Raw genomic sequence first — 24048 nt, 5'->3', positions numbered from 1 at the left:
AACGCCGCCACCGGGTTCGCGAGGGCAAACCGGGTGTGCGACGTCTTTGTCGTGGAGGGCAACCGCCGTTGGCTACCTGTGAGGTTTACTTAGCAAAAGCTACGCCACATCAGCCAAGCAGTTCGCTCATGGCGATAATCTGCTCCGCCACCTGAATCAGTTTCTGCTGGCGGCTCATGGCCTGGCGGCGCATCAGGGTGTAGGCCTCTTCTTCATTGCAGGCTTTCATTTTCATCAGCATGCCCTTGGCCAACTCGATGCGCTTGCGCTCGGCCAATTGCTGGTCTCGCGCCTGAAGCTGGGCGCGCAGGGCCTGGTCGCTTTCGAAGCGGGCCATGGCCACATCCAGGATCGGTTGCAGGCGCTGGGCCTGGATGCCTTCGACGATGTAGGCGCTGACTCCGGATTTGATCGCTTGGCGCATCACGTCCGGGTCATGCTCATCGGTGAACATTACGATGGGCCGGGGTCGGTCACGGCTGACCAGGACCACTTGCTCCATCACATCGCGCCCCGGTGACTCGGTATCGATCAGGATCACGTCCGGGCGCACCGTTTCGACGCGTGCCGGCAGGTCGATGATCAAGCCGGACTCATCGATCACGTCAAAGCCCGCTTCGACCAGCGCCGTGCGCAGGCGCCCGACCTTGCGCGGGGTATCATTGATCAGCAGGATTCGCAGCATGGAAGTCCTCCTGTCAGCGCGAAGCTTGGCGGTGGGTAGTTGCGGCCAGGGCGTGCAGGCGGAAGCTGCGGGCATAACCGGCAGGGTCGGAACCGTCCCAGGTCTTGCCGTCGATCAACTGGCTGCTGCGCATATCCTGATCTGTGGCTGGGATACCCAGCGCATCGGCTGCCTGGCGATACAGCGCCAATTGCTGCACCTGGCGCGCAACGGCAAGATAGTCCGGGTCTTCGCGCAAAAGCCCCCAGCGCCGGAATTGGGTCATGAACCACATGCCGTCAGACAAGTAGGGCAGGTTCACCTTGCCATCGGCGAAAAAACGCAGGGCGTGAGGGTCCTGCCACTGATTGCCCAGCCCATCGTCGTAGGCGCCCAGCAGGCGCGGCTCGATGCAGTCGAGCGGCGCGTCGAGGTACTCACGGCCACTGAGCAACTGCGCGGTGGAGCGGCGGTTTTCGGTGCTTTGCTCGATAAACCGACTGGCTTCCAGAATGGCCATCACCAGTATCCGCGCGGTGTTGGGGTACTGGTCCACGAACGCCTGGGTGCAGCCGAGTACCTTCTCTGGATGGTTCGGCCAGATCGCCTGGGTCGTCGCCAAGGTAAACCCCTGGTTTTGCTGCACTGCGCTGGCGCTCCAGGGTTCGCCGACGCAAAACCCGTCGATGCGTCCGGCTTGCAGGTGCGCAACCATTTGCGGCGGCGGGACCACCACGCTGTCCACATCCTGCAACGGGTGGATACCTTGGCTTGCCAGCCAGTAATACAGCCACATGGCGTGGGTACCTGTGGGAAAGGTCTGGGCGAAGGTCAGTTTTGTTCGGCTTTGGTGCACGTGGCGGTCCAGTGCCTCAGGAGTGACCACCCCTTGTTGTTGCAAACCGTGGGACAGGTTGATGCTCTGGCCATTCTGGTTGAGCCCCATCAGGACGGCCATGTCGATGGGCGCGACGCCGCCGATGCCCAGGTGCACGGCATAGATCAGCCCATACAGGCTGTGGGCGGCGTCCAGTTCACCACTGACCAGTTTATCGCGCAGGTTGGCCCAGGACGATTGGCGCTTGAGGTTCAAGGTCAGTCCGTAGGGCTGCGCGAAGCCCTGGGTGGCGGCCACCACCATCGAGGCGCAATCGCTCAAGGCCATGAAGCCAAGGTCCAGGCCGCTCTTTTCCGGGGCATCACTGCCGTTGACCCAAGCCAGCGGGTCGTTCATCGGGCTGCTGCCAACCGAATCGTTCATCAACACCTACCTTTTCTTTCCAAAAAAAAGCGTCGTTTCCTCAGATGGCGCTATAGGCCAATGCGGGTAACGACGCCTTTGTCCGTAGCTCGCGCCGCCGTTGGCACGTGCTCTGATACAGAGTCCATAGCAAGGCACATGCCACGCACGGGTAGGCCGCGTTGCCGTCAACTTTCCATCAAGATTGAAACCGAACGGCCTTTCAGTATGGCCGCACTCTCAACGCCCAACCGCCCAGGAAACTCCACGGTGTATGCCGACTTGCTTGCAACGATGCGCTGCCTCAGGCTTTTCTTTGCCGCACTGTTTGCCGCGTTGGTGTCGCAAAGTGCGCTTGGCGAGGGCAACCTCTACCAGGCACGGGAGGAAAGCCTGCACACCGTGTTTACCGCCCTCTCGCAACCCTTGGGCTTGGCCATCGTTGTCAGTCGCGAAGTGGCACGCAAGCGACTCACCGCAGCGCTCGACTTCGATACGCCGCAACTGGCCCTCGAGACGCTCGCTCTGCAACAAGGGTTGATCTGGTACAGCGACGGTCAAGCGCTTTATGTGTATGACGCGAGCGAGGCGAAAAGCTCGGCGGTGACCTTGCGGCATATATCTGTCGACAGGCTGCGCGCCCTCATGCGCCGCTCGGGCCTCGATGAGTCACGCTATCCGCTGCGTGAAAGTGCAGGGCGAACATTCTACGTGTCCGGCCCGCCGAACTATGTCGACCAGGTGCTGCGCCTGGCCCAGTTGATGGACCGGCAGAGGGCCGACTTGCGGCTGGGGGCGCAGGCATTCGGTGTCGTCCAGGTGCTCAACACCGACGTGGCGGACCGTCAGTACGGCACACGCGACAGCCCGGTGACCGTCCCCGGGATGGCCTCGATGATCGAAACTCTGCTGGCCAGTGAGCACAAGGGGTTGCTGACCGACAAAAACCTTGGCGTGATCGCCTACCCGGATAGCAACAGCCTGCTGATCAAGGGCAGGCCGGCCCAGGTGAGTTTCATCCAGAAACTGGTGGCGGAACTCGACATACCCAAACGCGCAATCGAGGTTTCGTTGTGGTTGGTGGATGTAGAGCGCGACGAACTGAAAAAACTCGGCCTGGACGGGGATACGCAGGTGTCGACTACGCGAGTCCTTGCCCCGCTGGATGACAGCCACCTGATGGCCAGAATCGGCGCTTTGGAACGCCGTCGACGCGCACGAGTGACGACCTTGCCGGTGATTCTCACCCAAGAAAATGTGCCGGCGGTTTTTCAGGATAACCACACGTTCTATCTTCCACCGCCCGGAGGCGACCAGACCGACTGGAAACCGCTGCGTTATGGCACCCAGGTCAGCGTACTGCCGCGTTTTGTCGAGGCTAACCAGGTCGAGATGCGCCTTGAGGTTGAAGAAGGTCGCCAACTGACTGAGGCGAGGCGCCGCGAAAAAAATGCGGCGGTGGGACGAGTCGGCGTCAACAGCGTGGTACGTGTACCTCAGGGTAGACGCCTATGGCTGGGCGCGTTTCCACGGGGGCCTGACGTGCGGGGGGCTGGACCTGCGCCTCAGGTGCGTCTGTTTGTGATTCAGGCCAGAGCCGTGGGCAGCGAGTTGAAGGGGCAGGGCACAGAGCCGCCTCCCTTGACGGCTACGCAATATGAACAAGTGCAACGTGCGTTTGTACGCCCGAAACGCGATCTCCCACCGTAAATAAGGCGTTACCCATGCATCTGGAAATTCTTCTACAGGAACAACTGATCAGCCGCAGGCGCCTGGCAGCCTTCGCGCCCGGAAAGGTGTTGCCGTTGACGCCGCAGGTCATTCATTGCGTGGAAGTTCGGGTGAACGGGAAATTATTGGCCTTGGGCGAACTGGTGCAGTTGGAGGACCGGTTGGGGGTTGAGCTGCATGAGGTGTATCAGGCGTGGCTGCCGGGGGGAGGCGAATAGCGAAATACCTGACGGCGCTGAGTCGGAAGTCGCTGGATGTATCAGATTTTTCCTAGCGTGAGGCATGAGGCAGCTTTCTTATAGTGGTGCGCATGAACCACGCGATGCGAATGAGGATTTTAATGTCAGTAGGCGGGTACCGAGGTAATGATGGCCGTCATGGATGATGGAGGGACGACGACTTCCCTCTTTTTTGGGCATTGGATCCTGCACGACGATGGCCGCCTGATCGGCGAGGATTCGGATGTTCAGTTACCGCCTAAGGAACGGCAGGTGCTGCGGCAGCTGCTGCTTTGCGGTGGAACGTTGATGACCAAGGATCGCTTGCTGGAGTTGGCGTGGCCGCAAGGAGAGGTCGCCGAAGAGTCGTTGACGCGCTGTATTTACTCGCTGCGCAAGTACCTTGGCGTCGACAAGGGGTTTATCAAGACGATTTACGGCCAAGGGTACCGCTTCACCTGTGCGGTCAGGGCAGGGGGCCATGCCTCGGCATTCAGGGGCAACGTGTGTTCGGCCTGCGGTCAAGTCAGTCCGGGAGCCGTAAATCGTGGCTAGTTTCTGGAGTAAGGGCCTGGCGTTAAGCCTGCTGATGGCCAGTAACCAGGCGCTGGCCTATTGCTGGGAGGACGCTGCGAGCCGCTTCAACATCGAGCCGGAGTTGCTGCAAGCAATTGCCGTCGTTGAGTCCGGTCATCGTGCGCCAGCGATGAATCACGCCAACCGCAACGGCAGCCGTGATATCGGCCTGATGCAGATCAACAGCATTCACCTGCCGCGGCTGCTCAAACAGGGTATTACCGAAGATCGGTTGCTCAATGAGCCATGCCTGTCGGTTGAGGTGGGGGCTTCGATCCTCGCCGAGTTCATCAAGCGTTTTGGCTATAACTGGACGGCGGTAGGTTCCTACAACGTAGGGATGGGCTCCGGGCCCGAACGTGAGGCGTTGCGGCTGCAGTATGCGCAAAAAATCTGGGCGGTTTATGAGCAATTGGTTGCGCATCGCAACTGACGATTGAGGTTCACGCCTCGCGCGCTCCCTGTCACCCCGGCTATAATCGCCGCCACCTTTCGCCGCCATCCGAGTCTAGCCCGCCCATGTATACCCTGGCCCGCCAGCTGTTGTTCAAACTCTCCCCGGAAACCTCACACGACCTGTCCCTGGACCTGATCGGCGCGGGTGGCCGCTTGGGGCTCAATGGCCTGGTATGCAAGGCGCCGGCGAAAATGCCGGTATCCGTCATGGGGCTCGACTTCCCCAACCCGGTCGGGCTGGCGGCCGGCCTGGACAAGAACGGTGCAGCCATTGATGGTTTTGCACAGCTGGGGTTCGGTTTTGTCGAAATCGGCACCGTGACCCCGCGTCCACAACCGGGCAACCCCAAGCCGCGCATCTTCCGTCTGCCCGAAGCCTGGGCGATCATCAACCGCATGGGCTTTAATAACCTGGGTGTTGACCATCTGTTATCGCGGGTACAGGCAGCGAAGTACAAGGGCATCCTGGGCATCAATATCGGCAAGAACTTCGACACGCCGGTCGAGCGTGCGGTGGATGACTACCTGATCTGCCTGGACAAGGTCTACGCCCACGCCAGTTACGTGACGGTCAACGTCAGCTCGCCCAACACGCCGGGCCTGCGCAGCCTGCAGTTCGGCGACTCCCTCAAGCAACTGCTCGAAGCCTTGCGCCAGCGTCAGGAAGACTTGGCGGTGCGCCATGGCAAACGCGTGCCCTTGGCGATCAAGATTGCCCCGGACATGAGCGACGAAGAAACCGTGCTGGTCGCCCAGGCCCTGCTGGATTCGGGAATGGATGCGGTGATCGCCACCAACACCACGCTCAGTCGCGTGGGTGTCGAAGGCCTGGCCAATGGTGACGAGGCGGGCGGTCTGTCGGGTGCGCCGGTGCGTGAGCAGAGCACCCATATCGTCAAGGTGCTGGCCGCCGAGCTGGCCGGGCGTTTGCCAATCATCGCCGCAGGCGGCATCACCGAAGGCAAGCATGCGGCGGAAAAAATCGCCGCCGGCGCCAGCCTGGTGCAGTTGTACTCCGGCTTTATCTACAAGGGGCCGGCGCTGATTCGCCAGTCGGTGGATGCGATCGCTGCCTTGCGCTGATGCTCCTACAAAGGGCCCTTTTGCTCCGCCCAATAAAAAGGGCTCCTTAAAGGAGCCCCTGGGCCGAAGCCCGCCGCCCGGATGGGGCGTGCATGGTGAGTCGTTACATATTCAAAGGTAGTGATGTCGGAATTGTTTGCCCTTGATTAGCCGACGGCGCGAAGTTCGTTGAGTCTGTGGATTCCCGCAGTGCCAGTCATACCGTCCCAGTTGTCGCCGCGTCCTTCTCGCCAGCCGTTGATCCAGGCTTGGCGCACCGACGGTAGAGTAAATGGGCAAAGCTCACGGGATTTGCCATGAACGCCATATTGATATCCGCGTAAAAACGCTCTTTCCAACGGATCACGCTTAAGTCTTCTCATAGGGTGTTGCCCTCACTTGTTGACTGTCTTGATATCCTTCGGCCCCGTGTGGGGCCGGGCAGAGTTTTTCTGCCGTTGGTGGGCTCGCTGCCGGCGTGGCGAGCCTATGTGTCGGAACCGTAACGGCGCCGACCTGTGTTGATTTCTAACCAATAGGTCACATGGATTCAATGATCGTTTTGTCATAAGCACGTAACGATAACGATGCTATAGCCATAAGCTGGGATGGCTTTTCGTCCCTTTTATCGGGCAAAGCCAGCTATGATGCAGCCTTCACAGCGAATGGCTTTGATCCTTTAGTGAGAATTCCCGCCTGTTGCAGTCGGTTATTATTCGACGAAGGGTCGGAATATTTCTTTTTGTTGCGAGTTTTGTTGTTAAAAGTTCTTTCTGCCCCGTCAATAAAGGCCCGGTGCCTGGCAGACGGGGTGGGACGGCACATTCGTGCCACGCGAGCACTCTTCAAGAAAAGTGCTTGATTGAAAACCGAACCGGCGATGCGTCGCCCGTTCATTTATTGCTGAAAAGCCTGGAATGCCCCATGTCGGACCGTTTTGAACTCTTCCTCACTTGCCCCAAGGGCCTCGAAGGCCTGCTGATCGAGGAAGCCGTCGGGCTTGGCCTTGAGGACGCCCGCGAGCACACCTCGGCCGTGCGCGGCATGGCCGACATGGAAACCGCCTACCGCCTGTGCCTCTGGTCGCGCCTGGCCAACCGCGTGCTGCTGGTGCTCAAGCGCTTCCCGATGAAGGACGCCGAAGACCTCTACCACGGTGTACTGGATATCGAATGGGCCGACCACATGGTCAGCGACGGCAGCCTGGCGGTTGAGTTCAGCGGCCACGGCTCGGGCATCGACAACACCCACTTCGGCGCGCTGAAGGTCAAGGATGCGATTGTCGACAAGCTGCGCACGCCGACCGGCGAACGTCCGTCCATCGACAAGATCAACCCGGACCTGCGCATCCACCTGCGCCTGGACCGTGGCGAAGCCATCCTGTCCCTCGACCTCTCCGGTCACAGCCTGCACCAGCGCGGATACCGCCTGCAGCAGGGCGCGGCACCGTTGAAGGAAAACCTCGCCGCCGCGATCCTGATCCGCGCCGGCTGGCCGCGCATCGCTGCCGAAGGCGGCGCGCTGAGTGACCCGATGTGCGGCGTGGGCACCTTCCTGGTGGAAGGCGCGATGATCGCCGCCGACATGGCGCCCAACCTGAACCGCGAACTGTGGGGTTTCACCACTTGGCTCGGTCACGTCCCGGCCCTGTGGAAGAAACTGCACGCCGAAGCCACCGAACGTGCCGCCATTGGCATGAACAAGCCGCCGCTGTGGATTCGCGGCTACGAAGCCGACCCCCGTCTTATCCAGCCCGCGCGCAACAACATCGAGCGCGCCGGCCTGAGCCACTGGATCAAGGTGTACCAGGGCGAAGTCGGCACCTTCGAGCCGCGCCCGGACCAGAACCAGAAAGGCCTGGTCATCTGCAACCCGCCGTACGGCGAGCGCCTGGGTGACGAAGCCAGCCTGTTGTACCTGTACCAGAACCTCGGCGAGCGTCTGCGCCAGGCGTGCATGGGCTGGGAAGCGGCGGTGTTCACCGGCGCGCCGGACCTGGGCAAGCGCATGGGCATTCGCAGCCACAAGCAGTATTCGTTCTGGAACGGCGCGTTGCCGTGCAAACTGCTGCTGATCAAGGTCAACCCGGATCAGTTCGTCACCGGCGAGCGCCGCACCCCGGAGCAACGCCAGGCCGAACGCGAGCAAGCCGCTTACGATCAGGCGCCGGCCGAGCCGCAGGAACGCCAGTACAACAAGAACGGCAACCCGATCAAACCCGCCCCAGCCCCGGTGATCGAGCAGGCGCGCCTGAGTGAAGGCGGGCAGATGTTCGCCAACCGCCTGCAAAAGAACCTCAAGCTGCTGGGCAAATGGGCCAAGCGCGAAGGCGTGGATTGCTACCGCGTGTACGACGCCGACATGCCGGAATACTCCATGGCCATCGACCTGTACCACGATTGGGTCCACGTGCAGGAATACGTCGCGCCCAAGTCCATCGACCCGGAAAAAGCTTCCGCGCGCATGTTCGATGCCCTGGCCGCGATTCCCCAAGCGTTGAACATCGACAAGAGCCGCGTGGTGGTCAAGCGTCGCGAGCGTCAGAGCGGCACCAAGCAGTACGAGCGCCAGAGCGCCCAGGGCAAGTTCACCGAAGTCAGCGAAGGCGGCGTCAAGCTGCTGGTCAACCTCACCGACTACCTGGACACCGGCCTGTTCCTCGACCATCGGCCGATGCGCATGCGCATCCAGAAAGAAGCGGCCGGCAAGCGCTTCCTCAATCTCTATTGCTACACCGCCACCGCCAGTGTGCATGCGGCCAAGGGCGGCGCGCGCAGCACCACCAGTGTCGACCTGTCCAAGACTTACCTGGACTGGGCGCGTCGCAACTTTTCCCTCAACGGTTTCTCCGACAAGAACCGCCTGGAGCAGGGTGACGTGATGGCCTGGCTGGAGGCCAGCCGCGATGAGTTCGACATGATTTTCATCGACCCGCCGACCTTCTCCAACTCCAAGCGCATGGAAGGCATCTTCGACGTACAACGCGACCACGTGCAGTTGCTCGACCTGGCCATGGCGCGCCTGGCACCGGGCGGCGTGCTGTACTTCTCGAACAACTTCCGCAAGTTCGCGCTGGAGGACAACCTCAGCGAACGCTACGCAGTCGAGGAAATCAGCGACAAGACCATCGACCCGGATTTCGCGCGTAACGCGAAGATCCATCGGGCGTGGAAAATCACGGCTCGCTGATTACCGCACCTTGTAGGAGCGAGCTTGCTCGCGAAAACCCCGAGAGCGCCGCGTTTATCCCGAAGAAACGTGGCGCTCCTTAGTTTTCGCGAGCAAGCTCGCTCCTACAGTAGTTTTGCGCTGGTCAAACCTTGGGTCGATGGCTATAACTTAAGGCCTGGCCAACGTGACACCCCCGCAGGCTGGCGTCTTGAGTGTTGCCTATGCCGTTACAAGCTGTTCGCCCCAAGATCCTAGGCTTTATCAGTGAGCAGGCGTCGGCTTGGCTGGTGGCATTGGTGGTGTTGCTGGCAGGTTGCGCACTGACGGCGATCGTCGCGTGGGCGGCCGCCGACCTCTATCAGCAACAGGTGCGCCAGCGCTTCCAACTGCTGGTCAATGAGCGCTACACCCGTCTGCAGGAACGTTTCGAAGACCAGGAGCAGCGGCTGAACAGCCTGCGGCGTTTCTTCGTCAATTCCGATGACGTGTCCCGCGAAGAGTTCGACGGCTTCGCCGAGCCCTTGTTGTTGCGCGCCCGCGCCTACTCCTGGGCGCCTCGGGTGTCTCGCGGGCAGCGCAGCCAGTTTGAACAGCACGAGTCCGACCAGCGCGGCACGCCCTTTGTTATCCGTGAGCTGAATTCGGCAGGCCAGTTGGTCCCTGCGGCCGAGCGCGATGAATATATCCCGGTGCTGTACAGCCAGACCCAAAGCCTGCTGGGCACGCCGCTCGGCTTTGACCTGCTGGCCCAGCCGCTGCGACGTTCGGCCCTTGAGCGTGCGCGCTTGACCGGCAAGCCGGCGGTGTCTCAGCCGATGCAATTGGTCGGTTTGGAACCGGCTTATGCCACCGGGGTTTTACTGGTCGCGCCGGTGAGCCACGCGCCCACTGCCGGACAGCCCCAGAGCGAGCCCTACGGCTACGTGATGGCGGTGATCAGCATGCGCCAGTTGGTGGCCGAAGGGCTGCCCAAGCCGGACCGGGACAACCTGGTGATGCAGCTGGTCGATACGTCCGACGTGCAAAAACGTGTGCTCTTCGAGTCCGGTACGGTCGCGTCCGACCGTGACCTTGTCGGTGCGCGCCGCCTGTCCCTGGGCGACCATGTGTACGCCCTTGACCTGCGCCCGAGCCAGGTGTTCGACCAGGCCAACCATTCCTCGCTGAGCACCATCCTGACCATGGGCGGCCTGCTCAGCCTGCTGCTCAGCGCCTTGCTCTATGTGCTCGTGAGCCAACGCCAGCGCGCGTTGAAGCTGGTGGAGCAACGTACCGTGCAACTGCGTATGCGCGAACAGGAGTTGCGCGGCGCCCATGGTCAATTGCGCAGCGTGCTCAACGCAGCCACCCAGGTCGCCATCATTGCCACCGACCTGCGCGGTGTCATCAACACCTTCAACGCCGGCGCCGAACGAATGCTGGGCTTCAAGGCCGAGCAAGTGGTGGGCGCCCACACCCTGGAAAGCCTGCACTTGGCGTCGGAACTGGAAGCGCGCTCCACCAGCCTGAGTGTCGCCTTGGGCAAGCGGATCCCCGCGAGCCAGGCGATGCTGGTGGAAAGCCCGGACAACCTGCACGAAGCCCGCGAATGGAGCCTGATCCGCCAGGACGGCAGCCAACTGACCGTGAACATGCTGGCCACGGTATTGCTCGACGACCATGGTTTGTGGATCGGCCACCTGGCGATCTACCTGGACATCACCGAGCAAAAGCGTGCTTATGAGGCCTTGGCTGCCAGGGACCGCCTGCTCAAGAAACTCAGCGCCCATGTGCCCGGCGGCATCTTCCAGTTCACCCTGGAACCCAGGGACAACTGGAAATTCATCTATGCCAGCGATGGCATGCGTGACATTTATGAAATCGATCCCGGCCTATTGCAGCAGGATGCGAAGAAGGTTTTCGAGCGTATTCATCCGCTGGATGCGGAACGGGTGCGTGCGTCTATTCGCTTGTCGGCGCTGCAGTTGAGCCATTGGCGTGAAGAGTACCGGGTGCTGTTGCCGCAACGGGGCCTGCGCTGGATTCGCGGCGAAGCGACCCCGGAAGAATTACCCGCAGGCGGTACGTTGTGGCATGGCTATGTGTCGGATATTTCCGATCTCAAACGGGTGGAAGAAGAGCTGCGCGCGCTCTCCATTACCGACTCCCTGACCGGGATTCACAACCGCCGCTATTTCCAGGATCGGCTCAAGATCGAGATGGTGCGGCTCAACCGCACGTCGGGGGCCTTGTCGGTGATCATGCTGGATATCGATCACTTCAAGCGCATCAACGACAGGCATGGGCATGCCGTCGGCGACGGGGTCTTGCAGGAGCTGTGCAAGCGCATCAGCCAGCGCCTGCGCCGCACCGATGTGTTCTGCCGCCTGGGCGGCGAGGAATTCATGGTGCTGTGCCCGCAAACCGATGGCGCGCAGGCTTACATCTTGGCAATGGAGTTGTGGTCATCGCTGCGCAACGCACCGATGGAGACGGTCGGCATTGTTACCGCCAGCTTTGGCGTGGCCAGCCGGCGAGTGGACGAAGGTGTCGATGGGCTGTTGCTGCGCGCCGACTCAGCGGTGTACGTGGCCAAGCAGGCGGGTAGGGACCGAGTTGAAACCTGCGGGAGCGGGCTTGCCCGCGATGGCGGTATATCAACCAATTGACCTGCGATGCATTAAATGTGTGTATCGAGCCCCGGCGAGGCTGCGAAGGCGGCGGCACTGCTGGCATTTTCATCGCCTGACCCACCGCTATCGCAGCCTCGCTAAAGCTCGGGAGCTCCCACAGGGGATCGGCTGTGTCGGCTGAATCTCGGTTGTGCCTGCGGACGTAATCTGTGCAGCAGCGCAGCTCAACTGTGGGAGCTGTCGAGCCCCGGCGAGGCTGCGAAGGCGGCGGCACTGCTGGCATTTTCATCGCCTGACCCGCCGCTATCGCAGCCTCGCTAAAGCTCGGGAGCTCCCACAGGGGATCGGCTGTGTCGGCTGAATCTCGGTTGTGCCTGCCAACACGATCCTTGCAGCAGCGCAGCTCAACTGTGGGAGCTGTCGAGCCCCAGCGAGGCTTCGAAGGCGGCGGCACTGCAGGCATTTTTATCGCCTGACCCGCCGCTATCGCGGCCTCGCTAAAGCTCGGGAGCACCCACAGGGGATCGGCTGTGTCGGCTGAATCTCGGTTGTGCCTGCGGACGTAATCTGTGCAGCAGCGCAGCTCAACTGTGGGAGCTGTCGAGCCCCGGCGAGGCTGCGAAGGCGGCGGCACTGCTGGCATTTTCATCGCCTGACCCGCCGCAGCCTCGCTGAAGCTCGGCAGCTCCCACAGGTAGACTTGTCAGCTTCTGAAAACCGTGTAGCTATCTATGGCCATCGCAGGCAAGCCAGCTCCCACACAAAGCAGATCGGTGAGCGCACTCGATCTGCTCATCAAGGACATGGGGCCTTAAAGCACCGGGGCAACCGCCGCCAATTTCGGCTGCCGATACAGGTCCAGCAGCACTTGATCCAGCACCGACGAAGCGCCCCATGGCTTCGGATCGTTGAGGATCGCCACCACCGCCCAAGTGTTGCCGTTGTTATCGCGGCTGAACCCGGCGATGGCGCGCACGGTGTTCAAGGTACCAGTCTTGACGTGGGCTTCGCCGCGCATGGCGGTGGTTTTCAAGCGTTTGCGCATGGTGCCGTCGGTGCCTGCGATCGGCATGGAACTGATGTACTCGGCCGCGTAGGGGCTTTTCCAGGCGGCTTGCAGCATGGCCGCCATCTCGCGGGCGCTGACGCGTTCGGCGCGGGACAGGCCGGAGCCGTTTTCCATCACCAGGTGCGGCGCGGTAATGCCTTTCTTAGCCAGCCACTGGCGCACCACGCGTTGCGCCGCCTTGGCATCGTCGCCGTCGGCATCGTTGCGAAACTGCGCGCCCAGGCTCAGGAACAGCTGCTGGGCCATGGTGTTGTTACTGTATTTATTGATGTCGCGGATGATCTCCGCCAGGTCCGGCGAGAACGCCCGGGCGAGCACCTTCGCATCTTTTGGCACCGCAGCCTGCAGGTTTCGGCCCTGGATGGTACCGCCCAGCTCCTGCCAGATCGCCCGGACGGCGCCGGCGGTGTAGGTGGCGTGGTCGAGCAACGACAGGTAAGTCTGCGAGCTGCAGCCTTCGGCCAATTGGCCGCTGACGGTTACCGTCACGCTGCCATCAGCGGCAGTGACGGGGTTATAGCGCACGTCACCGGTGCACTGCTTGGCGTTGGAGACCTTGACCTGGTTGTCGATGCGGATACTGGCAATCGGCGGCTCAACTGATACCAGCACCCGGCCCGAATCATTGCGCGTCACGAAACGCAGCGCCTTGAGGTTGACCAGCAGCGCGTCCGGCTTGACCAGGAACGGCTTGTTCTCGTCGTTGCCATCGTCATTGAATTCGGGCAGTTGCGGTTGCAGGAAGAAGCCGCGGTCGAGCACCAGGTCGCCGGTCACTTGCTGCACGCCGTTGGCGCGCAGGTCGCGCATCAGCAGCCAGAGTTTTTCCATGTTCAGCTTGGGGTCGCCGCCACCCTTGAGGTACAGGTTGCCGTGCAACACGCCACCGCTGAGGGTGCCGTCGGTGTAGAACTCGGTCTTCCACTGGTGGTTGGGACCGAGCATTTCCAGGGCCGCGTACGTGGTGACCAGCTTCATGGTGGACGCCGGGTTCACCGAGACGTCGGCATTGAATACGGTAGGCGTGCCCGGGCCGTTCAGCGGGATCATCACCAGGGACAGCGCCGTGTTCTGCAGTTTGGCTTTTGAGAGTGCCTGCTGCACGTTCGGTGGCAGGGTGGTGTTGACGGGGGCAGCGGTGGCGGAAAAGGCCAGTGGCCAAATAAGACCGGCGAAAAATACTGAACGCAAAGATTTGATCATAAGAAGTAAAACCCTACTGCTGAGGAGGGTGAAAAAGGCGAGGGGTAAATAAGAAAAATCCCTCAATGGTCATGAAAGTGTCGGCATTATGCCCCAAGGTGAGCCCACTTGTAGCTGAACCATCGCTGCTAATCGGCGTTTTTTTTGCAGGCAATATGCCGCCTGTCCCAGAGAGTCGGGCAATCGCCGCCTTAAACTGCTAAAGTGCCGCCCGTTATTACTTATGAGGATTGTTCCAATGGCGACTAACCGTTCCCAGCGTCTGCGCAAAAAACTGTGCGTTGATGAATTTCAAGAGCTGGGTTTCGAACTGAACCTGGACTTCAAAGAAGGCCTGAGTGAAGAAGCGACCGACGCTTTCCTCGAAGCATTCATTAAAGAAGCCATGGAAGCCAACGGTCTGGGCTATGTCGGCGGCGATGACTACGGTCTGGTTTGCCTGCAGAAGCGTGGCTCGGTTTCCGAAGAGCAGCGCGCTGCTGTCGAAGCCTGGCTGAAAACCCGTTCCGAGCTGACCAAGGCTGAAGTCAGCCCGTTGCTGGACGTGTGGTATCCGGAAAAGCCGATCAACGCGGCCAAGTGATACTGAAAAAAACGGCGACCTGAACAGGGTCGCCGTTTTTTTATGCCTTGCGTCCATTCAGAATCAACAGTGTCAACACCCCCGCCACAATCCCCCAGAACGCCGACCCAATGGAAAACAGCGTCAAGCCAGACGCAGTGACCATAAAGGTGATCAGCGCCGCTTCCCGTTCCTTTGGTTCATTCATGGCGATACTCAAGCCATTGATGATCGAGCCAAACAACGCCAGGGCTGCAATCGACAGCACCAGTTCCTTGGGCAAGGCTGCGAACAAGGCCGCCAATGTCGCGCCGAATACCCCGGCAATTCCGTAGAACACCCCGCACCATACCGCGGCGGTATAACGCTTGTTCCGATCCTCATGGGCGTGGGGCCCGGTGCAGATCGCTGCGCTGATCGCGGCCAGGTTGATGCCGTGGGAGCCAAACGGCGACAGCACCAGCGAGGCCAGGCCGGTGGCGGTGATCAGGGGCGAGGCGGGCACGCTGTAGCCGTCGGCCCGCAGCACCGCGATGCCGGGCATGTTCTGCGAGGTCATCGCCACCACGAACAACGGGATACCGATGCTGATGGTCGCCGCCAATGAGAAATGCGGCGTGGTCCAGACCGGCGTCGCCAGTTCCAGGTGAAAACCGCTGAAGTCCAGCAGCCCCATCAACCCGGACAGCGCGGTGCCGATCACCAATGCGGCCAGCACCGCATAACGCGGCGACAACCGTTTAATGATCAGGTAGGTGAAGAACATGCCCAGCACCAGGGCGGTACGGTGTTGCGCGGCGACGAAGATCTCGCTGCCGATCTTGAACAGAATCCCCGCGAGCAAGGCGGCCGCCAGTGATGCCGGGATGCGCTTGACGAGTTTTTCAAAGCTGCCGGTCAACCCGCAAATCGTCACCAGCACCGCACAGGTGATGTAGGCTCCGATGGCCTCGCCATAGCTCACACCGCCAAGGCTGGTGATCAGCAGCGCGGCGCCCGGCGTCGACCAGGCAATGGTTATCGGCGTGCGATAGCGCAATGACAGGCCGATGCTGCACACCGCCATGCCGATGGACAATGCCCAGATCCACGACGAAATCTGCGCCGTGGTCAACCCCGCCGCCTGGCCTGCCTGGAACATCAGCACCAGGGAGCTGGTGTAGCCGGTCATCATGGCGATAAAACCGGCGACAACCGCCGAGAACGAAGTGTCGGCCAACGGACGCAACGGCGTTTGGGTGGCGTGGGTCATGCAAAGGTGTTCCTTTTACCTGAGGCGTTTACCGATGAAGGCGCGGATTCAAGCCTAAACTCAAACCGGATGACCCGTTGCAATACAGCCGTCGGCGCAAACAGCCGTACAGTGTGTTGGCGCATCCGGTTGTGTACAATGTGCCGTGTTTTCAGGTGATACTTGCCAGCGACCCGCTGTTGCCGTATTACCGTAAAGTCACTGTATTACCGTTAATTCGCCGCCGTTCTCCAAACCCGAGTGCCCATGAACGAACAGTTGCAACCTCTCAAGAAACAACCGCGAGCCGGCAAGGCCGCTCGCAGCGGAACCCAGGACGATATCGTCTACGCGCATATCTTCGAGGCGATCCTCGAACAACGCCTGGCACCCGGTACCAAATTGAGTGAAGAGGCCCTGGGCGAAATTTTCGGCGTCAGCCGCACCATCATCCGCCGCGCGCTGTCGCGCCTGGCCCATGAAGGTGTGGTGCTGCTGCGGCCCAATCGCGGCGCGGTAGTGGCCAGCCCGAGTGTCGAAGAAGCACGCCAGGTGTTCCTCGCACGGCGTCTGGTGGAGCGGGCGATTACCGAGCTGGCGGTGCAACACGCCACGGCCGAGCAACTGGCCGAGCTGCGCCAGATGGTCAACGACGAACGCGACAGTTTTTCCCGTGGCGATCGCGGTGCCGGCATCCGCCTCTCCGGCGAATTCCACCTCAAGCTGGCCGAAGCGGCGAAGAATGCGCCGCTGATCAGCTTCCAGCGCAGCCTGGTGTCCCAGACCTCCTTGATCATCGCCCAGTACGAAAGCGGCAACCGCTCGCACTGTTCCTACGATGAGCACACCCAGCTGATCGATGCGATCGAAGCACGGGACGTGGCGTTGGCGGTGAATTTGATGATGCATCACATGGATCACATCGACAGCAAGCTCAACCTCGATGAAGAGAGCGCATCGGATGATTTGCATGCGGTGTTCTCGCATTTGCTGCAGACCAAGAAGCCGGGGCGCTCCTCCGTCAAACTGTAATTTCCCTGGCACACCTGGGATTAAAAATGTGGGGCTTGTGTGGGAGCTGGCTTGCCTGCGATGCGGGCACTGAGGTGTATCAGTTACACCGCAGTGATGCTATCGCAGGCAAGCCAGCTCCCACATAAACCCAGCTTTCACATTTGCTTTTTTGGTGTATCTGGAATCAGCGCTGGTGCACCAGATTACCCGCCGCATACGTCTGCAACACCGTCCGATCATCCCCCAGCGTCATCAACACAAATAACGTCTCGGCAATATCCTTGGCCTGCTTCAAGCGATAGCTCAGCAGCGGCGTGGCGTTGTAATCCAGCACCAAAAAGTCCGCATCCGTGCCCGGCTGCAACGTACCGATCTTGTCCTCCAGCCGCAGCGCCCGTGCGCCGCCCAGTGTTGCCAGGTACAGCGACTTGAACGGGCTCAACCGCGCGCCCTGCAACTGCATGACCTTGTAGGCTTCGTTCAGGGTTTGCAGCAGCGAGAAACTGGTGCCGCCGCCCACGTCGGTGCCCAGGCCCACATTCAATTTGTGCTTCTCGGCCATCGGCAGGTTGAACAATCCACTGCCCAGGAACAGGTTCGACGTGGGACAGAACGCGACCGCCGAACCGGTTTGCGCCAGCCGCGCGCACTCTTCCTCACACAGATGCACGCCGTGGGCAAACACCGAGCGCTCGCCGAGCAATTGGTAGTGGTCGTATACATCCAGGTAACCGTTGCGCTCCGGGAACAGCGCTTTTACCCACTCGATTTCCTGCTTGTTCTCGCTGATGTGGGTCTGCAGGTACAAATCTGGATACTCGCCCAGCAGTTGCCCGGCCAGTGCCAATTGCTCCGGCGTGCTGGTCGGTGCAAAACGCGGCGTGACCGCATAGTGCAGGCGGCCCTTGCCGTGCCAGCGCTCGATCAGCGCCTTGCTCTCCTGGTAGCCGGATTCGGCGGTGTCGGTCAGGTAGTCCGGCGCGTTGCGGTCCATCATCACTTTGCCGGCGATCATGCGCAGGTCGCGCTTCTCGGCCGCTTCAAAAAACGCGTTCACCGATTGCGGGTGCACACTGCCGAACACCAGTGCGGTGGTGGTGCCGTTGCGCAGCAGTTCCTTGATGAAAATATCCGCGACTTCCTCGGCATGGGCTTTGTCGGCGAACTGGCTCTCGCAGGGGAAGGTGTAGGTGTTGAGCCAGTCCAGCAACTGCTCGCCATAGGCGCCGACCATGCCGGTCTGCGGCAGGTGAATGTGGGTGTCGATCAGGCCGGGCGTGATCAGCGCGTCCTGATAATGGGTGATGTCGATATCGGCGGGCAGGGTCGGCAGCAAATCCCCGGCATGGCCGACAGCGCTGATCTGGCCGTTCTCGATCACCAGCAAACCATCTGCGAAATACGCATAGGACGCTTCGATACCCACTTCAGCGGGGTCGGCGATGCTGTGCAGAATGGCGGCACGGTAGGCTTTGCGAGTCAAAGGCATGGTTTTCTCAATTCAGATGGCTTGGCTGCGACGCGAAGCCGGCAGCAGTTTGGCAATAGGTTCGGCGCCCGCAGCGTGCTGGCCGAAATGGGCGTTATAGGTGGCGATGATTTCGCCGGCGATGGAGATGGCGATCTCCACCGGCAATTTGCCCTTCACCTCAGTGAGGCCCATCGGGCAGCGCATGCGTTGCAACTGCGCGGCATCAAAGCCGCGATCCCGCAGGCGATGTTCGAACTTGACCCGTTTGGTTTTCGAGCCGATCAGGCCGAAGTAGGCGAAGTCATTGCGTTTGAGCAAGGCCGCGCTGAGTTCCAGGTCCAGCGCGTGATTGTGGGTCATCACGATGCAGTAACTGCCCGCCGGCAGGTCGGCAATTTCGTCGACCGGCTCTTCGCTGACGATTTTACGCACGCCCTGTGGGATATGTTCCGGAAACTCCTGTTCGCGCGAATCGATCCAGCGCACCCGGCACGGCAGGCTCGCCAGCAACGGCACCAGCGCTCGGCCGACATGGCCGGCGCCAAACACCGCGATCTGCGCCTGCACCTGGCCCATGGGTTCGAACAGCAATACGGTGACGCCACCGCAGCACTGGCCCAGGCTGGCGCCGAGGCTGAAGCGTTCCAGATGGGTGGTCTGCTGGCCACAGGCGAGCATGTCGCGGGCGATCTGCATCGCCTTGTATTCCAGGTGGCCGCCGCCGATGGTATCGAAGGTTTGCGCGGCGCTGATCACCATCTTGGAGCCGGCGTTGCGCGGCGTAGAGCCGAGCTCTTCGATGATGGTGACGAGTACGCAGGGTTCGCCGCTGTCTTGCAGGTGGGCGAGGGCACTGATCCAGTTGTTCATGTCTACCTCAACATCTCTGTTGTCAGTTTGACCGCTATCGCAGGCAAGCCAGCTCCCACACTTGAATGTGTTCACAAATCCAATGTGGGAGCTGGCTTGCCTGCGATGGCAGCGCCTCGGTCTAGAGCGAAGCCATCTCGGTTTCAGCCGCTTTCACCGTCTGCAACTGGCGCATCTGCTCACACCCCCACAACACCCGCTCCGGCGTCGCCGGCGCGTCGATCCTGGGCTGATGCCGATAGTCACCCAAACTCGCCACCGCATCCTTGATCGCGCACCACGACGCAATCCCGAGCATGAACGGCGGCTCGCCCACGGCCTTGGAATGGAACACCGTGTCTTCCGGGTTCTTGCGGTTCTCCACCAGCTTCACCCGCAGGTCCAGCGGCATGTCGGCCACGGCCGGGATCTTGTAACTGGCCGGGCCATTGGTCATCAGCTTGCCTTTGTTATTCCACACCAATTCTTCCATGGTCAGCCAGCCCATGCCCTGGATAAACCCGCCTTCCACCTGGCCAATGTCGATGGCCGGGTTCAACGAGGCACCCACGTCGTGGAGGATATCGGTGCGCAGCATCTTGTATTCGCCGGTCAAGGTGTCGACGATCACTTCGCAGCAGGCCGCGCCGAACGCGAAGTAGTAGAACGGCCGGCCACGCGACTGGCTGCGGTCGTAGAAGATCTTCGGGGTTTTGTAGAACCCGGTGCTCGACAGCGAAACCTGAGCGAAATACGCCTGCTGGATCAACGCCTCAAAGGTCAGGATCTGCTCACGCACGCGCACATGGCCGTTGCGGAACTGCACATCCGCTTCACTCACTTCGTACTTGCGCGCGGCGAATTCCACCAGGCGCTGCTTGATGGTTTCGGCGGCGTTCTGCGCGGCCTTGCCATTAAGGTCGGCGCCGCTGGAGGCGGCGGTCGGTGAGGTGTTCGGGACTTTGTCGGTGTTGGTCGCCGTGATCTGTACGCGGTCGATCTCCACCTGGAACACTTCGGCCACCACTTGCGCCACCTTGGTGTTCAAACCCTGGCCCATCTCGGTGCCGCCGTGGTTGAGGTGGATGCTGCCGTCGGTGTAGATGTGGATCAGCGCCCCGGCCTGGTTGAGAAAGCTGGCGGTAAACGAAATGCCGAATTTAACCGGCGTCAGCGCCAGGCCTTTTTTCAGGATCGGGCTGTGGGCGTTGTACCGGCGAATGGCTTCGCGGCGCTCGGCGTATTGGCTGCTGGCCTCAAGCTCGGCGGTCATCTCTTCGAGCAGGTTGTGCTCGACGGTCTGGTAGTAATGAGTGACGTTGCGCTCGGTCTTGCCATAGTAATTGGCCTTGCGCACGGCCAGCGGGTCCAGCGCCAGGTGGCGGGCGATGGCGTCCATCACTTCCTCGATGGCGACCATGCCTTGCGGGCCGCCGAAGCCGCGGTAGGCCGTGTTGGACGCGGTGTTGGTCTTGCAGCGATGGCCGTTCACCGTGGCATCGCCCAGGTAATACGAATTGTCGGCGTGGAACATCGCACGGTCGACAATCGAGTTGGACAGGTCCGGCGAACAGCCGCAGTTACCCGCCAGTTCCAGATTGATCCCGTGCAGGCGCCCGCTGTCGTCGAAACCCACGTCGTATTCGATATAGAAGGGGTGGCGCTTGCCGGTCATCAGCATGTCTTCCACACGCGGCAGGCGCATCTTGGTCGGCTGGCCAGTGAGGCGCGCGACTACGGCGCACAGGCACGCCGGGCTGGCGGCCTGGGTTTCCTTGCCGCCGAAACCGCCGCCCATGCGGCGCATGTCCACGACAATCTTGTTCATCGATACGTCGAGCACTTCGGCCACCAGTTTCTGGATTTCGGTGGGGTTCTGCGTGGAGCAGTAGACGATCATGCCGCCGTCTTCGGTGGGCATCACCGAGGAGATCTGGGTCTCCAGGTAGAAGTGTTCCTGGCCGCCAATGTGCAGGGTGCCCTGGATGCGATGTTTCGCCGTGGCCAACGCGCCGGCCGAATCACCGCGCTGGTGGGTGTGGCTGTCGAGCACGAAATGCTTGTTGCGGTAGGCCTCGACCACGTCGAGCACCGGTTCCAGGTCTTCGTATTCGATGATCGCCGCCATCGCCGCCTTGCGCGCGATTTCCAGGTCGCACGCAGCCACCGCCAGCACCACTTGGCCGACGAACTGCACGGTATCGATGGCCAGCAACGGATCGCCGGGCAGCAGCGGTCCGATGTCTTTCAGACCCGGCACGTCTTCGTGGGTAATCACGATGCGCACGCCGTCGAAGGCGTAGCAGGGCGCGGTATCGATGCTGAGGATTTTTGCGTGGGCGCGGTCGGACAGGCGCGCATACAGGTGCAGTTGGTTGGGAAATTCGAGGCGGTCGTCGATGTACTGCGCCTCACCGCTGACGTGCTTGGCGGCACTGTCATGCTTGACGCTGCGGCCGACCCCGGAGGTCAGGTCCTGGGCGAACAGCTCGGCCAGTTCGGCCTGGGTTTTTACCACGGCGTGATGGTTAGACATAAGCGGTCACCCGAGTCTCGATGTGCGGCGTTTGCAGTTCGATGAAGTATTTGCGCAGCAGGTTCTGCGCGCTGAGCAGGCGGTATTCCTTGCTCGCGCGAAAGTCCGAGAGCGGGGTGAAGTCCTCGGCCAGCGCGGCGCAGGCTTGCTCGACGGTAGCGGCATTCCAGGTGGCGCCGATCAATACCGTTTCGCAGTGTTTGGCGCGTTTTGGCGTGGCGGCCATGCCGCCGAAGGCGACGCGCGCGTCACGGATCACACCGTTGTCGAGTTTCAGGTTAAAGGCGGCGCAAACGGCGGAAATATCGTCGTCCAGGCGCTTGGAAACCTTGTAGGCGCGAAACAGCGCGTGGCCCTTCGGCACGATGATTTTCTCGATGAATTCGCTGCCCTGGCGCGCGGTGACGCGGTAGTCGATGAAGTAGTCTTCCAGGGCCAGGGTACGGCGGGTTTCGCCCTTGCACAGCACAATCTGCGCACCGAGGGCGATCAGCAGCGGCGGCGAATCGCCGATCGGCGAGGCGTTGCCGATATTGCCGCCGAGTGTGCCCTGGTTGCGGATCTGCAGGGAGGCAAAACGCTGCAGCAGCTCGCCGAAGTCCGGGTAAGCCTGGTGCAGCGCGGTATAGCAGTCGGAGAGGGCGGTGGCGGCGCCGATTTCCAGGCGATCGTCAAAATCGTCGATGCGCTTCATGTCTGCAATGTTGCCGACATAAATCATCACCGGCAGCGTGCGGTGGAACTGGGTAACTTCCAGCGCCAGGTCGGTGCCGCCTGCCAGCAGCCGGGCCTGCGGGTAAGCATCATAGAGGTCGGCCAGGTCGGCGACGGTCAAGGGCACCAGGCAGCGTTTGTCGCCGCTGTTGAGTTCACCGGTTTGCGTCGGCGCGATGGCTTTGAGGCGGGCGATGGTGTCGGCCTGGCGGCTGTCGAACTGGTCCTGCGGCTTGTTGCAGCAGGCCTGTTCGGCAGCGGCGAGGATCGGACGATAACCGGTGCAACGGCACAGGTTGCCGGCCAGGGCTTCATGGGCTTTCTGGCTGTCGGGGGCGTCGCTGTTCTTTTGCAGGGCGAACAGCGACATCACAAAGCCTGGGGTACAAAAGCCGCATTGCGAGCCGTGGCACTCGACCATGGCCTGTTGCACGCTGTGCAGTTGGCCCTGGTGCTTGAGGTCTTCGACGCTGATCAGTTGTTTGCCGTGCAACGAGGAGACGAAGGTCAGGCACGAATTGAGGCTGCGATAGCGGATCTGCTCGGCGCCCTGGTCATTGGTGTGCAGCTCGCCGACCACCACGGTGCACGCGCCGCAGTCGCCGCTGGCGCAGCCTTCTTTGGTACCGGGCTTGCCCAGGTGCTCGCGCAGATAGTTGAGCACGGTCAGGTTGGGGTCCAGGGCGTGCTCGCTACGGAGTTCCTGGTTGAGTAAAAACTGGATCACGGAAGGCCTCGCAGACTCATTATTGTTGTTAACCGCTTTGCGCCGAATCTAGTCATGTCTGACTTTTCGGTCAACGATTTTCTGACCAGAAGGTCAAGAAAACCCAGTTACAACACTTTCAATTATGGTCCAGTCTTCTGAAACCGGTGTTTTTGCAGGCTGATACACGGCAGGCGCTGCTTATTCCGTGCCAAATTCGCCACCGTGGGCGTAGCGCCATCAGCGGGCCAATGCGCTACACTGCCGCGCTTGTACCGATAGAAGATTTTGAAGGGAAAACATGACGTTCAAGGCGCCGGACAGTCTCGCCGAGCAAATCGCTCACCACCTCGCCGAACGCATCATTCGCGGCGATCTCAAGCCTGGGGAGCGGATCCAGGAGCAGAAGGTCACGCTGGCACTCAATGTCAGCCGTGGTTCCGTGCGCGAAGCCTTGCTGATCCTCGAACGTCGTCACCTGATCGCGATCCTGCCGCGCCGGGGCGCCCACGTTACCGAGCTGACGGCGCACAAAGTGCAAAGCCTGTGTACGCTGATGGGCGAAATGTACATCCTGCTCGGCAATGCGGTCGCCGAAGGCTGGCAGAGCCAGGCCGACATGGCGCCGTTCCTGCAGATCCAGCAGCGCCTGCAGGTCAGCTATGAGCGCGAGGACATTCGCGCCTTCGTTGAAGAAAGCTTCAACGTGATGCGCGCCGCGTACCCCTTCGCCAACAACCCGTATCTGCAGGAGACCGTCGAGAACCTGCAGCCGGCGATGAACCGCGCCTATTACCTGGCCCTGGATCAACGCAAGGCGTCGATGAGCGAATACCTGGCGCTGTTCGAACAACTGCTCGCCGCCGTATTGGCCCGTGACCTGGTACAGATTCGCAACGTGCTGTCGGCCTACTGCCAGCGCAGCAGCTCGCTGGTCATCGCCGCGTTGGCGGACGCCTAAAC

Annotated in this window: 19 protein-coding genes; 10 read left to right on the top strand and 9 right to left on the bottom strand. The window is 61.2% G+C overall.

Annotated elements, in window-relative coordinates; genetic code table 11:
* Nucleotides 1-109: 109 nt before the first annotated feature.
* Together KVG91_RS05395 and KVG91_RS05390 are read right to left on the bottom strand one after the other, a co-directional pair.
* Entirely contained in the window at nucleotides 110-685 is a 576-nt protein-coding gene (locus KVG91_RS05395) for an ANTAR domain-containing response regulator (RefSeq protein WP_169378034.1), read from the bottom strand.
* Nucleotides 686-698: 13 nt separating this feature from the next.
* Nucleotides 699-1925 carry a CmpA/NrtA family ABC transporter substrate-binding protein gene (locus KVG91_RS05390; RefSeq protein ID WP_169378033.1) on the bottom strand — a complete coding sequence of 409 codons (1227 nt, stop codon included), beginning with the start codon at nucleotides 1923-1925 and terminating at the stop codon, nucleotides 699-701.
* Between the two features lie 273 nt (nucleotides 1926-2198).
* On the opposite strand from KVG91_RS05390, the gene sctC reads away from it, so the two are divergent.
* The 5 genes from sctC to KVG91_RS05365 all read left to right on the top strand — a co-directional run bounded on the left by sctC (nucleotide 2199) and on the right by KVG91_RS05365 (nucleotide 5968).
* The gene (gene sctC / locus KVG91_RS05385; protein ID WP_169378038.1) at nucleotides 2199-3614 is read left to right on the top strand and encodes a type III secretion system outer membrane ring subunit SctC; all 1416 of its coding nucleotides are present in this window, start codon (nucleotides 2199-2201) and stop codon (nucleotides 3612-3614) included.
* Between the two features lie 14 nt (nucleotides 3615-3628).
* Nucleotides 3629-3853: a FliM/FliN family flagellar motor switch protein gene (locus KVG91_RS05380; RefSeq protein ID WP_169378032.1), complete on the top strand. Its 225-nt coding sequence runs from the start codon at nucleotides 3629-3631 to the stop codon at nucleotides 3851-3853.
* 150 nt (nucleotides 3854-4003) lie between these two features.
* Entirely contained in the window at nucleotides 4004-4408 is a 405-nt protein-coding gene (locus tag KVG91_RS05375; RefSeq protein ID WP_178115247.1) for a winged helix-turn-helix domain-containing protein, read from the top strand.
* A 34-nt stretch (nucleotides 4409-4442) separates the two neighbouring features.
* Complete coding sequence (locus KVG91_RS05370; protein WP_169378037.1) at nucleotides 4443-4862, top strand: transglycosylase SLT domain-containing protein; 420 nt, start codon at nucleotides 4443-4445, stop codon at nucleotides 4860-4862.
* An 86-nt stretch (nucleotides 4863-4948) separates the two neighbouring features.
* Nucleotides 4949-5968 (top strand): quinone-dependent dihydroorotate dehydrogenase, encoded by a 1020-nt coding sequence (locus KVG91_RS05365; protein ID WP_169378030.1) that lies wholly within the window; start codon nucleotides 4949-4951, stop codon nucleotides 5966-5968.
* Nucleotides 5969-6114: 146 nt separating this feature from the next.
* On the opposite strand, the gene rmf is transcribed toward KVG91_RS05365, so the two are convergent.
* Nucleotides 6115-6330 (bottom strand): ribosome modulation factor, encoded by a 216-nt coding sequence (gene rmf / locus KVG91_RS05360; protein ID WP_074702867.1) that lies wholly within the window; start codon nucleotides 6328-6330, stop codon nucleotides 6115-6117.
* A gap of 541 nt (nucleotides 6331-6871) precedes the next feature.
* Here rmf and rlmKL point away from each other — a divergent pair.
* Both rlmKL and KVG91_RS05350 read left to right on the top strand, forming a co-directional pair.
* Complete coding sequence (gene rlmKL, locus KVG91_RS05355; RefSeq protein WP_169378029.1) at nucleotides 6872-9136, top strand: bifunctional 23S rRNA (guanine(2069)-N(7))-methyltransferase RlmK/23S rRNA (guanine(2445)-N(2))-methyltransferase RlmL; 2265 nt, start codon at nucleotides 6872-6874, stop codon at nucleotides 9134-9136.
* Nucleotides 9137-9339: 203 nt separating this feature from the next.
* Complete coding sequence (locus KVG91_RS05350) at nucleotides 9340-11766, top strand: sensor domain-containing diguanylate cyclase (RefSeq protein WP_169378028.1); 2427 nt, start codon at nucleotides 9340-9342, stop codon at nucleotides 11764-11766.
* Between the two features lie 775 nt (nucleotides 11767-12541).
* On the opposite strand, the gene dacB is transcribed toward KVG91_RS05350, so the two are convergent.
* The gene (dacB, locus tag KVG91_RS05345) at nucleotides 12542-14002 is read right to left on the bottom strand and encodes a D-alanyl-D-alanine carboxypeptidase/D-alanyl-D-alanine endopeptidase (protein ID WP_169377477.1); all 1461 of its coding nucleotides are present in this window, start codon (nucleotides 14000-14002) and stop codon (nucleotides 12542-12544) included.
* A gap of 238 nt (nucleotides 14003-14240) precedes the next feature.
* On the opposite strand from dacB, the gene KVG91_RS05340 reads away from it, so the two are divergent.
* Entirely contained in the window at nucleotides 14241-14585 is a 345-nt protein-coding gene (locus KVG91_RS05340) for a YggL family protein (protein ID WP_169377478.1), read from the top strand.
* 40 nt (nucleotides 14586-14625) lie between these two features.
* Here KVG91_RS05340 and KVG91_RS05335 read toward each other — a convergent pair whose 3' ends face one another.
* Nucleotides 14626-15816, bottom strand: a complete 1191-nt coding sequence (locus KVG91_RS05335) for a benzoate/H(+) symporter BenE family transporter (protein WP_169377479.1) — start codon at nucleotides 15814-15816, stop codon at nucleotides 14626-14628.
* A 246-nt stretch (nucleotides 15817-16062) separates the two neighbouring features.
* On the opposite strand from KVG91_RS05335, the gene KVG91_RS05330 reads away from it, so the two are divergent.
* Nucleotides 16063-16827 (top strand): GntR family transcriptional regulator, encoded by a 765-nt coding sequence (locus KVG91_RS05330; protein WP_169377480.1) that lies wholly within the window; start codon nucleotides 16063-16065, stop codon nucleotides 16825-16827.
* Nucleotides 16828-16993: 166 nt separating this feature from the next.
* Here the strand turns inward: KVG91_RS05330 and guaD are convergent, their stop codons facing one another.
* The 4 genes from guaD to xdhA all read right to left on the bottom strand — a co-directional run bounded on the left by guaD (nucleotide 16994) and on the right by xdhA (nucleotide 23106).
* Entirely contained in the window at nucleotides 16994-18298 is a 1305-nt protein-coding gene (guaD, locus tag KVG91_RS05325) for a guanine deaminase (RefSeq protein ID WP_169377481.1), read from the bottom strand.
* Between the two features lie 12 nt (nucleotides 18299-18310).
* Entirely contained in the window at nucleotides 18311-19150 is an 840-nt protein-coding gene (gene xdhC / locus KVG91_RS05320) for a xanthine dehydrogenase accessory protein XdhC (protein ID WP_169377482.1), read from the bottom strand.
* Between the two features lie 121 nt (nucleotides 19151-19271).
* Nucleotides 19272-21665, bottom strand: a complete 2394-nt coding sequence (xdhB, locus tag KVG91_RS05315) for a xanthine dehydrogenase molybdopterin binding subunit (RefSeq protein ID WP_169377483.1) — start codon at nucleotides 21663-21665, stop codon at nucleotides 19272-19274.
* Nucleotides 21658-23106 carry a xanthine dehydrogenase small subunit gene (xdhA, locus tag KVG91_RS05310; RefSeq protein WP_169377484.1) on the bottom strand — a complete coding sequence of 483 codons (1449 nt, stop codon included), beginning with the start codon at nucleotides 23104-23106 and terminating at the stop codon, nucleotides 21658-21660. The genes xdhB and xdhA overlap by 8 nt, the downstream gene beginning before the upstream one ends.
* 280 nt (nucleotides 23107-23386) lie before the next feature.
* Here xdhA and KVG91_RS05305 point away from each other — a divergent pair, with 280 nt between their 5' ends.
* The gene (locus KVG91_RS05305) at nucleotides 23387-24046 is read left to right on the top strand and encodes a GntR family transcriptional regulator (protein WP_169377485.1); all 660 of its coding nucleotides are present in this window, start codon (nucleotides 23387-23389) and stop codon (nucleotides 24044-24046) included.
* The last annotated feature ends 2 nt before the right edge of the window (nucleotides 24047-24048 follow it).

The sequence above is a fragment of the Pseudomonas azadiae genome, from assembly GCF_019145355.1.
Lineage (GTDB): Bacteria > Pseudomonadota > Gammaproteobacteria > Pseudomonadales > Pseudomonadaceae > Aquipseudomonas > Aquipseudomonas azadiae.
The sequence above is the reverse complement of the archived record's forward strand: the minus strand, read 5'-3'. Positions and strand labels throughout refer to the sequence as shown.

Bases quoted from the DNA above. Each gene is read 5' to 3' on its own strand.
- KVG91_RS05395 (WP_169378034.1), bottom strand. From the start codon at position 685: ATGCTGCGAATCCTGCTGATCAATGATACCCCGCGCAAGGTCGGGCGC.
- KVG91_RS05390 (WP_169378033.1), bottom strand. From the start codon at position 1,925: ATGAACGATTCGGTTGGCAGCAGCCCGATGAACGACCCGCTGGCTTGG.
- sctC (WP_169378038.1), top strand. From the start codon at position 2,199: ATGCGCTGCCTCAGGCTTTTCTTTGCCGCACTGTTTGCCGCGTTGGTG.
- KVG91_RS05380 (WP_169378032.1), top strand. From the start codon at position 3,629: ATGCATCTGGAAATTCTTCTACAGGAACAACTGATCAGCCGCAGGCGC.
- KVG91_RS05375 (WP_178115247.1), top strand. From the start codon at position 4,004: ATGGCCGTCATGGATGATGGAGGGACGACGACTTCCCTCTTTTTTGGG.
- KVG91_RS05370 (WP_169378037.1), top strand. From the start codon at position 4,443: ATGGCCAGTAACCAGGCGCTGGCCTATTGCTGGGAGGACGCTGCGAGC.
- KVG91_RS05365 (WP_169378030.1), top strand. From the start codon at position 4,949: ATGTATACCCTGGCCCGCCAGCTGTTGTTCAAACTCTCCCCGGAAACC.
- rmf (WP_074702867.1), bottom strand. From the start codon at position 6,330: ATGAGAAGACTTAAGCGTGATCCGTTGGAAAGAGCGTTTTTACGCGGA.
- rlmKL (WP_169378029.1), top strand. From the start codon at position 6,872: ATGTCGGACCGTTTTGAACTCTTCCTCACTTGCCCCAAGGGCCTCGAA.
- KVG91_RS05350 (WP_169378028.1), top strand. From the start codon at position 9,340: ATGCCGTTACAAGCTGTTCGCCCCAAGATCCTAGGCTTTATCAGTGAG.
- dacB (WP_169377477.1), bottom strand. From the start codon at position 14,002: ATGATCAAATCTTTGCGTTCAGTATTTTTCGCCGGTCTTATTTGGCCA.
- KVG91_RS05340 (WP_169377478.1), top strand. From the start codon at position 14,241: ATGGCGACTAACCGTTCCCAGCGTCTGCGCAAAAAACTGTGCGTTGAT.
- KVG91_RS05335 (WP_169377479.1), bottom strand. From the start codon at position 15,816: ATGACCCACGCCACCCAAACGCCGTTGCGTCCGTTGGCCGACACTTCG.
- KVG91_RS05330 (WP_169377480.1), top strand. From the start codon at position 16,063: ATGAACGAACAGTTGCAACCTCTCAAGAAACAACCGCGAGCCGGCAAG.
- guaD (WP_169377481.1), bottom strand. From the start codon at position 18,298: ATGCCTTTGACTCGCAAAGCCTACCGTGCCGCCATTCTGCACAGCATC.
- xdhC (WP_169377482.1), bottom strand. From the start codon at position 19,150: ATGAACAACTGGATCAGTGCCCTCGCCCACCTGCAAGACAGCGGCGAA.
- xdhB (WP_169377483.1), bottom strand. From the start codon at position 21,665: ATGTCTAACCATCACGCCGTGGTAAAAACCCAGGCCGAACTGGCCGAG.
- KVG91_RS05305 (WP_169377485.1), top strand. From the start codon at position 23,387: ATGACGTTCAAGGCGCCGGACAGTCTCGCCGAGCAAATCGCTCACCAC.